Source organism: Chryseobacterium subflavum, assembly GCF_055762745.1.
This window is the reverse complement of record NZ_JBVTMR010000001.1, coordinates 693,002-705,973: the sequence shown is the minus strand read 5'-3', so window position 1 is coordinate 705,973 and position 12,972 is coordinate 693,002. Positions and strand designations below refer to the sequence as shown.

The window sequence follows — 12,972 nt, the reverse complement described above, 5'->3', positions numbered from 1 at the left end:
GGGAAGAGTATGTGAAAGCTATTTACATATTCTTCTCTTTTTATACCTAAAAGATTATGTCGGCAAAAGAACCCATAAGGATCAAAACGATTTCACAGTTTCATGCTTTGCGTGGCTTACCAAAGCCTAAACATCCGCTGATCAGCATCATTGATTTTAGAGATATGCAAAAACCCGATAAAGGAAGTGAAAGCCTGGTATTTGATTTTTACTCCCTTTCAGTAAAAAGAAATATGAACCATAAATACAAATATGGACAGCAAGACTATGATTTTGATGAAGGCATATTATTTTTTATGGCTCCGAACCAGGTACTCCGGATTGAAATGGACAACCAGCCACGTCCCGCTGAAGGCTGGATGCTGATGATCCACCCTGATTTTTTATGGAATAAACCCCTGGCTAAAACTATAACCCAATATGAATTTTTCGATTATTCCCTGCATGAAGCCCTTTTTCTTTCTGAAGATGAAGAGCAGATCCTTCAGCTTCTGATAGATAATATCCGAAAGGAATACAATACTAATACAGATAAGTTCAGCAGTGATATCATGGTTTCATTACTGGAAACGCTTTTTAATTATTCAAACCGATTTTACCAGCGCCAATTCATTACCCGTGATAAGGCACATCATGAAATCCTTGAACGGTTAGAAATCCTACTCAACCAATATTTCAACAGTGAAATGATCATAAATAATGGCATCCCAAGTGTTCATTATATTTCCGGAGAGCTCGGTATTTCTACAGGATATCTGAGAACATTACTCCAAAACCTTACCGGACAAAGCACCCAACAGTTCATTCATCAGAAGCTAACCGAAAAAGCAAAGGAAAAACTCAGCACAACAGGCAGCACCGTAAGTGAGATTGCTTATGAATTAGGATTTGAGCACCCACAGTCTTTTAGCAAATTCTTTAAGAAAATGACGAATACCACTCCGCTTGGATTTAGGGAACTTTTTAACTAACCATTATACCTTGCCAAGGTTAAGCTCTGCTATTTATTATCAGACCCATTTATAAACAATCCAATAATCCATTATTCTATCTGAAAAATCATACGGTGTTCCCAACCTTCATCGCTTTCAAAGCTTCCATTGCTTTTTCTGCATCATCTTTTGCAACAAAAATATGATCATGAAAATAAGCTGCCACCACATTGCAGCTAATGCCTTCGTGCTTGAGTGCGTTAGCGAATGCAGCCGTAAGCCCTACGGCTTCAAGTGAGGAATGAATACTCAAAGTGATCCATGAAGAAACATAATTGTATTCCAAATTCCATTTTTCAGCGACCGGCTTTTCCAGAACAACGGTTATGGCTTCTTTTTCACGAAAGAAAAATACAAGTTTTTCTATATCCGGAATCTCATGTAAGTGACCTACTTTGCAAAAAACATATTCCCCTGAATTCAGCACCGGTTCCATATGTTGCAGCAATATTTTTAAATCTGTTTCTCCTGACATTTTTTTTGTACAAAACTACAGGTTAAGCCTTAGGATTTATTTATCAATTGATAAAAAATGCTTCGTGATAGTTATTAAATGGAACTATGAGCCACAATAAAGAAAAATACTCATTGATTAAACCGTGAAATAGGAACGGCAAAATGAACGCCCCTGGAATTCAGGGGCGCTAATTAAAAACTTTTATTTTGTTGTTTTTAAAATCTTAATTGCATTTTCATTCTCCGGATTGATTTTCAGCACTTTCCGGTAATTTTCCAAAGCTTTATCTTTTTGTCCTGCTTCAAGGTAGGCTTCCCCAAGACTGTCGTAAGTATTTGCACTTTGGGGATACAATTGGGTATTGACACGGAAAAAATCTATTGCATTGGTATATTTCTTTTCGCGAAGTAAGGTATAACCGAGACTGTTAATATAGTCTTCGGAAAGCATTTCATTATCCGCATCTTCTTTTTTTGCTTTTTTATAAGCTTCCAGACCTTTTTCAAAATATCCTTCGCTAATCAATTCCAATGGTCCTTTCTCATCTTTCGCCCATTGTGGGTTTTCCGAACGGATGGTTTTATTCAGGAGTGTTTCCATCAATTCACGTTTTCCTGTCTTTGGGTTAGTCCTAAAACTTATTTTAAAATTCCAGTTTCTTAACGCATAGTTATTTTCCCCGATTTTAAGAAGTTCAATCGGTGTTTCCATATTCATCTTCATCATCAGTTTTCCCTTTTCCTGATATACCCTGTAAACACCATACTTATTGAATTTATATCGATCAGCATTGCTGAAATCCTCTTGTTTTAAAGGTAAAATTTTAAGAGTGGGAGCCATAAATTCCGGCCACTGATATTCAGTTGCCACAGAACGTATAACCTCATTGATAAACTGAGGTTTGTTGGTATTGGTTAATACTACAATTCCATCCCCACTTGTTTTACTCGCCGTAAAAAGGCTGGAAAAACCTTCATTCCAGCCACCGTGGGAGAAATATACCTGATTGCCATAGGTCTCCAGCATAACACCTAATCCCTCAAAAGTTTCAATGTAAGGAGTGGTAAATGCTTCCGCCATCTTTTTGGAAATAATGGTATTACTTTTACCATTCAACGTATTCTGGATATCGACCACAAAACGGGCATAGTCTTCTGCTGTGGACCATAAACCGGCGGCGGCCTGTTCAGGATAGATATGATATCTGCCCTGGACTTTAGTTCCGTTTTCTAAATATGCTGTTGCGGCAATTACGGATTGAGATTCTGGCAAAGGCTGAGTGAAGCTGCTGTTCTTCATTCCGAGAGGCATCAGGATTTTTTCCTTCATCAAAGTTGCAAAATCCTTTCCTTCAATATCTGTAAGTATTTCCTGCAACACAGTATATCCACCGCCAGAGTAACGAAAAGATTTTCCGGGAAGCTTATCCACCTTCACAGCATCAGTATTGGCAGGCTTTTCTCCGTTCAACACCTGAATCACTGTAGGAAGAGGTTTTCCTGCCTCGTATCCGGGGAATCCATGTACGGTGAAACCGGCTGTATGGCTAAGAATATTCTTAAGCGTTACCGGCTTCTGTTTTGTCCACTCATTCTCAGGAATTTTCCAGGATTTCAGATATCTGTTCACATCAGCATCGGGATCTATTTTTCCTTCTTCTACCTCCTTTAATGCAGCATAAGCCGTTACAGGTTTACTCATAGAAGCAACCTGAAATAAGGTAGCGGTGGTAGCTGGAGTTTTATTTTCCACATCTGCGAGTCCATATGCTTTGGTCCATATCACCTGGTAATTTCTGATCACTGCTATACTGACGGCTGGAATATTATAAAACTTCATTCGGTCTTCCAGTTTCCATGCAGATTCTCCCTCAAATCTCACGGCAGGTAATAAACCTGATTCTATCCGGGCAATTTCATTTTTCAGCTGAGCATCTGTCTGTGCAGATAAAGAACTGGAAATCAGCCCTAGAAATAATACAATATAAAAACGAGTTCCGGTTTTCATAATTTTTAATTAATAGCCTAAAAATAAGTAAGTATTACGAATATCAGCGGAATTAATTTTATAAGATACCTATTATTATATTCAAGGCAGTCAAATTCATCCCATAGATTGCTGATACAGTTCCTGTAGTGTTTTATTTTCCGATCCTTGAAAAAAATCTAATGAAAAGAAGGGCTCCTCATTTCTTTTTTGCCTTTTGAACCACTTTATTATAAGCAAGACAGAGGTCTATATAGTATTGAAAATCTTTGTTTTTGTGATATCCTTCTTTACTCACAAAAATATACCCTTTTGCTACCCTTTTCCCATGAATCATCGGGCGGCAATACTCTTTTTCCAGCTCCAGCTCTGCTTGTTGAGGATCAATCCTGCATAAGATCTCCTCATTACGAACTCCGATGCATAGTTTATCATCTACCATAAAGCTTAATCCCTGGAACATTTTTTTCTCAACCACATTATTCTCATGCATCAATGTTTCTCTTATCCGGTTTACCAGTTGTTCGTTGTACATGATTATTTTTTTTAATTCTTGCAGGTATACTCTTTAATGAATCACCATTTTTCAGGCATCGATTTCCATGTGTGCTCGATATTGGTCATCAGCAAAGCATTATCAAACGTTATAGAGCCTTTTGGGAAAAGTGTTTCATCTTCATAAAAAGTTGATTTCAAATCCATCACTTCAAGAGGTCTTATTTCCCATGTATAGGTATTCAACTGAAGTCCTTCCAGCTTATCTTTATGAGGCGAATACCCGAGACATCCCTCCTGAAAAAAGTCTGAAGCCTTCTGCAATGTTTCAAATATGGAATGATTATCAAATACTTCAATTTCCTTAGCATCAATTGAAGTAATCAGCTGATCGGAGCTTTTAAAATCAACATGGTAATGCTTGTTATTTTCCTTTACATTAAATTTCGCATAATAATGTTTACCCGGAAATACACGTCCGCCTATAAGCGTATTGATCTTCGATGAAGTATCTCTTCTCGGAATATATACCCCGGTCCTTACCTCTCCGCCTTCGTCCCATTCAACAGCAATTCTGTGTGCTCCGTTCTCGGAATCGATCCCCATAAAATCCGGCAGCCCCAACGCTTTAATATTTTTAAGCCTAATCAGGCAAATACCTATTATTGCTTTATTTTTATAAAGCTTTGGTCTGAATGGAAAAGGGAGAATCTTTTCTACTGCGTCAGGATCAGCAGTAAAATTGATCAAAATCCTTCGATCTATATATCCATGTATTTCTGGTAATTTCATTTTTATATGTTAAGATGCGGCCATCCCCTGTCTTAGAGACAAATGTAATTCATTTTTTGGTCAACCTGATAAAGTATTTCAATATGTTTTACACAGAAAAGATGTTAATTTCGTTCTATTTTTATTTGCTGTTTTTTTATGAGATTTGCTGCTATAATTGCTTTCAGTATTATGAAAAAATTAATTTTAATCTGCACCTTTTCTTTTGCTTTTATCCAAATAATAAATCCTCAACAAATCATATCCTGAAATTCAAATTCCGATCGTGAACTGTATGCTCAGAATATTGGGAAAATACTTTTTCTACATTATTCCATCATCTTTTTAATAGATGTACATACCTCATCAAGCTCTTTGCGATCCGGAAGGACTGAATATCTTTCACCAAACCGCAAACCAAAACCATCATTACGGAATCTCGGGAAAATATGCAGATGGGTATGAAAAACCTCCTGGCCGGCAGCTTCACCATCGGCAAGAAAATAATTGATTCCCTCAGATCTTATATCCGATTTCCTAAGGGCCCTATTAATTTTAGCAGCAACATTGAACATTCCTGAAGTAAGATCTTCGTCCAGTTCGGCAATGAATTCCCTGTGTATTTTCGGCACTACTAATATGTGTCCCGGATTAACGGGCTGGATGTCCATAAAAGCAATTACCTGATCATCTTCGTGGATGATGCTTGCAGGGAGTTCTCTGTTTATTATTTTACAAAAAATACAATTGTTCATAAGGGCTGGAAAGTTTTTTATAAAAATAGTAAAACGGAAATGATCATAAAATACAGGATTGTTTATTCAACAAAAAAAAGATAAATCTAGTTACGGTTTCCTGTTTTGGCCTGCCGCACAGCCTGGTTATCTTTTATATTCAATCGGTAGACCAACGTCAGGCGATATCGGGCGGCATTAGGGATATTGGTCTGGTTGATCACATAATCTGCTCCGGTGGTTACGCTGCTTAGTTTGCGTAATTCAAAAAGATTGCTCACATCAAATGTGACGGTTGCCCTGTCTTTTAAAAAAGTTTTGCTGCATCCAAAGTCGATACTGTGTACCGCATTAGTATGGGTTTGAGCTGTTGCATTGCCCCCCCTGAAATTATATATTGTCTGGAAAGAAAGTTTATCCTTCAGTTTAAGCTGAGCACTTAAACGGGCAGTCAGTGTAGTTCCTGAAAAATCAAAAGTCTGTTCCCGATAAGATCCTTCCTTTGCATAATGAAACAGGTTGAGCTCTGTATTCAGCTGAATCCATTTTAACTGATTGTATAATACGGACAGCTCTATTCCACTCCGGGTTTCTTTATGAATATTTACAGGCATGGTAATAAAAAGCCCTTCAGCATTCCTGTACGTGTAATCCTCAATTATCCCCTTGTTTCTTTGGTAGTAAACCGATGGATTAAAAGTAAGCGTCTTTGTGTTCTTTAGAAAAGAAAATTCCACTACCTGTGCATATGACGGATTAAGATCCGGATTTCCCACATAACGGCTGCTGAGATCTGTCAATTCATTAAAAGGATAAATCATGGTAAGGGACGGCCTGTTGATCCTCTTGCTATAGTTGCCCTGCAAAGTCGTATTCCCGTTAAAATGGTAACTTAGGTTTAATGTTGGAAACAAACGGGTGTAATTTTTATTGCTTGTGTAGGTTCCCATCCGGTCTTCAATTCCTATTTTGGTAAGCTCACCACGTAATCCTCCCTGATAACTAAAGGCTCCTTTCTTACCTGAAAACTGAACATAGCCACTTCCGATCAGCTCTTTATATAAAAGGTGATTATCAATCTGATCAATGATATCCCAGCCTGAAATATTTTTCTGCTCAGCAATGAAATCACTGTTGACCCTGCGGTCCTCCAATTTTAATCCGTATTCAATGGTAGAAGTACTGTCCAGCGGGTGGATCATATCCGTTTTGATCATAAAATCCTTACTGCTTCCTACTGAACCTGTCCTGATCAAAGGCAAGCCAGCCGCCAACGGGAAAACCCTTCGCGTTTCAAGATTCCATTCTTTATCACTGTCCCAGAAATCATACTGCATATCGACAGTAAATTTCTTTCCGGGCTTATCAAAGCTTTTGGTATAATTAAACTCCAGCTGATTGTAGCTCCTCTTTTCCCAGGATTCTCCATTGCGTGTGACACTGCTGTCTGCCAAACTATTTCTCCCAGAGTACAGATAATTCATACGGGTTTTATCATGATCACGTGTTGAGTTCCGGAGAAAAGCAGCAGTAAGGCTGTTCTGATCATTAATTTGAAAATCTGCTCCAAAATATAACAGTTTGGCATCGTCATGCCTGTTTTCATCCTGTCTCTGATCCAGTAAATAAGAGGCATCGGAAAGTCCTGAAGACTGCTGCATGGTGTATACCCCCACATAATCAGACAACCTGAGTCCGTACGTAGCAAATAAATTGAGTTTATTGGATTTAAAATTCAGACTGGGACTTATTCTGGTTTCATTGGGAATACCTCCAACAACACGCAACTGGCCACTAAAACCTGCTTTTTTATTCTTTTTAAGGATTATATTGATAATACCGGCTGTTCCGGCTGCGTCAAACCTTGAAGAAGGGTTGGTTATCACTTCTACCCGTTCTATCTGATCCGCTGGCAATTGCTCCAATGCATTGCTTTGCGTTAACCCTGTTCTCCGTCCATTAATCAGTATGAGGACATTGTTGTTCCCTCGTAAACTGATCCCGCCACCCGGATTTACACTTACGGAAGGGACCCTGTTTAACAAATCGGTAACTGCTCCCGATTGTGACAGAACATCCTTACCTACTTCAAAAATTTTTTTATCAAGCTTCAAACTGACTGGGCCTCGTTTCCCTGTTAAAGAAACCTCTTCTAAAAGCTTTGCATCAGGTTCCAGGAGAACAGTTCCGACATGTATTGTCTCCGAGTTTACCTGTATCTGTTTATGGCTTTCCCGATAACCAATCAGGTGATAAACAATGCTATAATTTCCCATGGGAATTTGGTCCAGCCGGAATGCTCCTTTGCTATCTGAGATAGCCACTGCAATGGATTTATCGTTACTGTCCTTTAATGTAACGGTCACATCGGATAATGGCTGTCCGGAATTTTCGCTGATGACGCCTTTTATCATGGCTTGCTGGGCAAAATAAAGCGGAGCTGCCAACATGATCAGAAAGATGATTATTAATTGTTTCATGAAGTAAAATTAGAACGTGCTCATGTCTGTTTAAAGTAAAAACATGTGAACCGCTCCAGAGGCTTTCGAACAGCAATCCGGAAGATTAGACTCAACTATTACTTCTGTAAACTTCTCTCTTTTACCACTTAATCTTATAGCTGAAAAGCCAGTCGTTTCCTTTTGATCCAAAAAGATTGATGAAAATTCTAATCATAGTTTCCCTGATGAATTGCTTAAAACCGTTTACCACTACTTTATCCTCTCCCCTTTTTCTTCCTTCAAGTACAATTTTTTCTACCCGAGGTCTGCGCTCTTGTTCAAATAGTGAAAATGCGGACAGACATTCTTTTTGATCTCTGAGCAATTTAGCCAGCAACATTGCGTCTTCCAGGGCCATAGACGCTCCCTGTCCGGAGTTTGGACTTACCGCATGGGCTGCATCTCCTATCAGTATTATTTTTCGATGAGACCAAACAGGAAGAAAACGTACATCAAAAACATTGACGCGTATGTAAGAATCTGCATTATTAATGATATCCGATACCGGAAAACTATAGCTTCCATATTGTTTATTCAAAACTTCCTTTTCCTCATCCACATGAATGTTTTTCAATTGATCTTTAGACCAGGGCATTTGGGAAATGACGTTGGTCCACCACATTAATTCTTTATCGTTTGCTCCGCTAAAGCCAAAGAAACCGTTTTTGCCATAAATAAAATTAATGTTCCTGAACTCCCTGTCTGTTAAATCTGCCAGCTTATCTCTTGAAATAAAACCGGCATGCGAAACAATCCCGGTAAATTCCGGTTGAATTTCAGGGGCAACGGACTTTCTTACCTCACTATTGATCCCATCTGCTCCAATCAACAGGTCCCCGATTGAAACAGTATCATCATCAAAGTAAACGATCACTTTCCCATCGTCAGTCTGGACAATATCTTTTAATTTCTTTTCAAAATAAAGCGGGATATTCTTAGTTCGGACAGCTTTCCTTAAGATATCTACCAATGTCTGCCTCTTCATACTGACTGCAGGTTGCGGAAACTTCTGCAGATCTGTAAACAGCATTTTTGCCAGCCTTTTTCCTTTGGCATTTCTAAAAACTCCTTCATGAACGGGACATCCGCTTTGAATAATTTCCTCTGCCAGGCCAAGCTCTGCCAGTACATTCATTCCGTTTGGTGCTATATTCAGGCCACCACCCGCAGTTTCCTTTCGTGATCTTAGCTCAAAGATTTCGGAGGAAATACCAATTTTTTCAAGGAATAATGCCATGGCTGTACCAGCAATTCCGGCACCTAAAATAATGGCTTTTCGATTCTCTTCCATAACTGATCGGTTTTTGTTTACTTTGTATATAATTAAGTTTGATTTTATTTTACTTATGAAATATTTCATAAAGTAAAATAAATTATTTTACACCAACAACAATGAGCAGAAATAAAATAGAACAAATCGGTGAAAGACTCAAAGAACAAAGTACCCATGCTGTTAGAAGGAGCAATCTTATCGCCGCTCAATTGAAAATCAATCCTACCGATCTTGAAGCTTTGGAAGTCCTGTTACGAAACGGAAAAGCGACTGCTGGAACACTTTCCAGCGAAACAGGAATATCAGGAGGAGCCGTTACCAAAATGATCGATCGCCTTGAAAAAGCAGATTTTGTAAAAAGGGTCCTGGATAAATCTGACCGAAGAAAAGTAATTATTGAACCCAACTTAAATACCATACAACAAAGGGTATTCCCGTTATACGCTCCTTTAATAGCTGCTACAACAGAATTATTCAAAACATATTCTGACCAGGAACTCGATATTATCAACGGTTTTATGGAAAAAATACTTCAGATAAGCAGTGATGATCTGAACCAGATGACATCGGATCTGTAATATGATGTGATAAATAAGTCTATGTATCTGCAACCTAATTAAAAACATGCAAACAGCTCTACAGACTTTCAAACGACAACCAGGATTTATCCATTACCTTGTATATTTACATTATGCATAAGGTCCTGCTTTTATTGGTATTCCTGAACCTGGTGAATATCCCGGTTATTCAGAATGATGAACCTGTATCGCTGTATAAAACAGGAGATGATCCGGCCTGGGCAGCTAAGAACTACAATGACAAAAACTGGTCACGGGTAAGAGGAGATACTTCTGATAAGATATTCTGGTCACGGACCCGTCTTGATCTCCGGCAAGTAGAACCTGAACTTACGCCTTTAGGACTTCAGATTGAATCTTTTGGCGCATTTGAAGTATATTGGGATGGTGTTTTTATCGGAAACAACGGACAATTACCTCAAAATGGAAAACCTGAAACCCCAGGTTCCGAAAGCAGTTATTACAGAGTTCCGGACAGCCTGATTTCACCGGGTTCCCATATTGTTGCATTGCGAACTTCTCAATCATTACTTCCTCATGTACATCGTGACATTGGATTTAAGATGAATAAATACACGACCTTATTAACCAAGCCCCTGGTTACCATGTCGTACATGAATCTCATGGCAGGAGCTTTTCTTATTGCAGCAGTCTATTATTTTTTCCTGTACCTGAACAGCAGGCGAAGACCTCTTGATATCCTTATTTTTGCAACCACCTGCCTTTTATTTTTTGTTTTACTGATCATGGAATACCTTAAATTTCATGTGGTTATTCCCTACTCTCAGTTTTTTATCCGCCTGGAAATTATTGGATGGCTCACCTTTGCCAATGCGCTTTTGGTTCCCTGGTATTTTATTATTCAGTTTAATTTTAAAAGAGGAAAGTGGCTCATGGCAGCCCTTCTGGTAACACTCTTATTATTATATGGATTTAATTACGGACACTACGACCTTACCGCAAGACTATACAGTCTGGCAATGCTGATAGCAGCTATCATTGTCGTTCTGAACGGCATTATCCAAAAAGAAAAAGGAGGTTTTATCGTACTGGCAGGACTCTTGATCAGCGGCTTGATGCATAAATTTATTTTTTACGACTATGGACTCTTTATCAGCTTCACTATCATTGTTTTAAGCATGCTTTACCTGCACTCGATCCGGACCAGTGTTATTGAAGCCGAACACCAGCAGGCTGTATTGCTTTCTTCAAGGCTGCAACTGGAATTGCTGAAAAAAAATATTCAGCCTCATTTCCTGAGAAATACCCTGACCTCTATGATGGACTGGGTCGAAGAATCACCCAGGGAAGGATCGCGCTTCATCCAGGCATTGGCCGCAGAGTTTGACATTATGAACGAGATTTCCGAACAGACCCTGATTCCCATAACAAAAGAGCTCGAACTTTGCCGGCAGCATCTTTCAGTTATGGGTTTCCGGAAAGAGATAAACTATAAATGGGAGCAAAACGGAATAGATGAAACGCAATTCATTCCACCCGCCATTATTCATACTTTACTGGAAAATGGCATTACCCACAGTGAACCATTGCCCGGAAATATCATTACATTTAAACTGAGCTATTCCTTATCGGGAAATCATCACAAATATGTATTCGAAACCATTGCAAAAAACCGTGAGGTATTCACAAGCCGGAGTGGCGGCAACGGACTTAAATATATTCGTGCCCGTCTGACAGAAAGTTACGGACAAAACTGGGTATTCAAATCCGTTCAAACAGAAAACAGTTGGCTATCGACCATTCAAATTACAAGATCATGAATATACTGATTATAGAGGACGAATCAAGGATCGCACATCGCCTGCAGCGTATGACAGCAAAATTCTTCGAAAACAGACCTGTTCGGATTACAGTTTGCGATTCTCTGCAAAAAGGACTTTCCCAAATAGAACACGATCTTCCTGATCTGCTGCTTCTCGATCTGAACCTCAATGGTGATAATGGTTTTGAAGTATTGGAACATATGGTAGCCTCTTCTTTTCACACCATCATTGTTTCAGCCAATACCGATAAAGCAATCACTGCCTTTGCATATGGAGTACTGGACTTTGTTCCCAAGCCTTTTGATGAGGACAGGCTTTTTCAGGCTCTTAACCGTTTTAGCAGCCCTTCCATCAAATCCGGTGACGATATCCAATACCTGGCTGTGAAGAGATCCGGACAAATACGGTTGGTGAATATTTCGGATTTGATTTATATAAAAGGAGCCGGAATTTATACCGAACTTCACTTAAAAGATGGCCGGCAGGAGCTGCACGATAAATCTTTAGAGCTTTTACAACAGCTTCTTCCGGGAGAATTTGAGCGGATTCACAAATCCTATCTTGTCAATCTGTCTCAAGCTGAAAAGATCACCATCAGCTCCGGCTCCCGTTACGGCTTATTGCTTAAAAACGGGGAAATCCTTCCGATTGGACGTTCAAAATACAAAGAGCTCAGAAATAAGACCATTTGATTGTTACCGTTTTATTTTATCCATCCTACTTTCTTCTTCCAGATTTCCAGCTCATTTTTTCTTTTGCTAAAATCTTCAGGTGGCGATTGATTTTCTCTTTTTACCTGCTCACGGATTATGGCCGTTTGCTCTTCGAGTGTATTCAGCCCAACAGATTTTCTTCGTTCATTAACTTTTGTGATATTGTCAATAAAATTCGGGACCATTTCTCCGTTCTCATTCCAGTCAAATTGGGTTCCGTATAGCTGCGGCTTTCCTTCAAACACGGCAATCCGGTCACTAAGATAGGCGAGATTTTTAGGATCGGCCTTTTGTTCGTCTACTGCATCTTTTAATAACCGGACGCATTTTCTCATCAATTCAGGCTGGCCGATAGCATGCTGTATAATCAGCCAGGCAGCTTCACTGGCTTCTTTACCCACTTTGTCAATACCGGGGTAACCAATAATATCCATGATATCATTCAGTTTTTTCGCATTCCTGTTATGCAATTGTTCCATTTCTTTATGATATCCTTCCCCGAGTTCCCCTCTTTTGATAAGCTGATCATGCAATTCGAGATCTTCATTTTTTAGTTCAATAATTCTTTCTGCAAAATGGTTATGGCTCATAATAAGTTTTTAATAATATTTACTACAGGTATTTTTGATCGCTTAATACCTATCTTGATCTGCCTTTATAAATATACTCTATATTTTAAACTAATCAA

12 protein-coding genes are annotated in these 12,972 nt (G+C 38.9%); 4 read left to right on the top strand and 8 right to left on the bottom strand.

What is annotated here, in order from left to right; all coding sequences use genetic code 11:
• Positions 1-56: 56 nt before the first annotated feature.
• Complete coding sequence (locus tag AC0INN_RS03235; protein ID WP_172277982.1) at positions 57-971, top strand: helix-turn-helix domain-containing protein; 915 nt, start codon at positions 57-59, stop codon at positions 969-971.
• Positions 972-1,059: 88 nt separating this feature from the next.
• Here the strand turns inward: AC0INN_RS03235 and AC0INN_RS03230 are convergent, their stop codons facing one another.
• The 7 genes from AC0INN_RS03230 to AC0INN_RS03200 all read right to left on the bottom strand — a co-directional run bounded on the left by AC0INN_RS03230 (position 1,060) and on the right by AC0INN_RS03200 (position 9,227).
• The gene (locus tag AC0INN_RS03230; protein ID WP_306611640.1) at positions 1,060-1,467 is read right to left on the bottom strand and encodes an ACT domain-containing protein; all 408 of its coding nucleotides are present in this window, start codon (positions 1,465-1,467) and stop codon (positions 1,060-1,062) included.
• Positions 1,468-1,650: 183 nt separating this feature from the next.
• Positions 1,651-3,456, bottom strand: a complete 1,806-nt coding sequence (locus AC0INN_RS03225; protein WP_306611638.1) for a serine hydrolase — start codon at positions 3,454-3,456, stop codon at positions 1,651-1,653.
• Between the two features lie 178 nt (positions 3,457-3,634).
• Positions 3,635-3,970: a TfoX/Sxy family protein gene (locus tag AC0INN_RS03220; RefSeq protein ID WP_273647620.1), complete on the bottom strand. Its 336-nt coding sequence runs from the start codon at positions 3,968-3,970 to the stop codon at positions 3,635-3,637.
• 41 nt (positions 3,971-4,011) lie between these two features.
• Entirely contained in the window at positions 4,012-4,722 is a 711-nt protein-coding gene (locus tag AC0INN_RS03215; RefSeq protein ID WP_306611635.1) for a DUF2071 domain-containing protein, read from the bottom strand.
• A 308-nt stretch (positions 4,723-5,030) separates the two neighbouring features.
• Positions 5,031-5,456 (bottom strand): HIT family protein, encoded by a 426-nt coding sequence (locus tag AC0INN_RS03210; RefSeq protein WP_172277974.1) that lies wholly within the window; start codon positions 5,454-5,456, stop codon positions 5,031-5,033.
• A gap of 86 nt (positions 5,457-5,542) precedes the next feature.
• Complete coding sequence (locus AC0INN_RS03205) at positions 5,543-7,915, bottom strand: TonB-dependent receptor (RefSeq protein ID WP_306611633.1); 2,373 nt, start codon at positions 7,913-7,915, stop codon at positions 5,543-5,545.
• Between the two features lie 121 nt (positions 7,916-8,036).
• Positions 8,037-9,227 (bottom strand): FAD-dependent oxidoreductase, encoded by a 1,191-nt coding sequence (locus tag AC0INN_RS03200; RefSeq protein WP_273647616.1) that lies wholly within the window; start codon positions 9,225-9,227, stop codon positions 8,037-8,039.
• Between the two features lie 101 nt (positions 9,228-9,328).
• Between AC0INN_RS03200 and AC0INN_RS03195 the strand changes: the two genes are divergently transcribed.
• The 3 genes from AC0INN_RS03195 to AC0INN_RS03185 all read left to right on the top strand — a co-directional run bounded on the left by AC0INN_RS03195 (position 9,329) and on the right by AC0INN_RS03185 (position 12,263).
• On the top strand, positions 9,329-9,787 hold the full coding sequence (locus AC0INN_RS03195; protein ID WP_172277968.1) for a MarR family winged helix-turn-helix transcriptional regulator: 459 nt from the start codon (positions 9,329-9,331) through the stop codon (positions 9,785-9,787).
• Positions 9,788-9,900: 113 nt separating this feature from the next.
• Positions 9,901-11,568: a histidine kinase gene (locus tag AC0INN_RS03190; RefSeq protein ID WP_306611631.1), complete on the top strand. Its 1,668-nt coding sequence runs from the start codon at positions 9,901-9,903 to the stop codon at positions 11,566-11,568.
• The gene (locus AC0INN_RS03185; protein ID WP_273647614.1) at positions 11,565-12,263 is read left to right on the top strand and encodes a LytR/AlgR family response regulator transcription factor; all 699 of its coding nucleotides are present in this window, start codon (positions 11,565-11,567) and stop codon (positions 12,261-12,263) included. The genes AC0INN_RS03190 and AC0INN_RS03185 overlap by 4 nt, the downstream gene beginning before the upstream one ends.
• Positions 12,264-12,274: 11 nt before the next feature.
• Here AC0INN_RS03185 and AC0INN_RS03180 read toward each other — a convergent pair whose 3' ends face one another.
• The gene (locus AC0INN_RS03180) at positions 12,275-12,874 is read right to left on the bottom strand and encodes a DUF6624 domain-containing protein (RefSeq protein WP_306611629.1); all 600 of its coding nucleotides are present in this window, start codon (positions 12,872-12,874) and stop codon (positions 12,275-12,277) included.
• Positions 12,875-12,972: the final 98 nt, after the last annotated feature.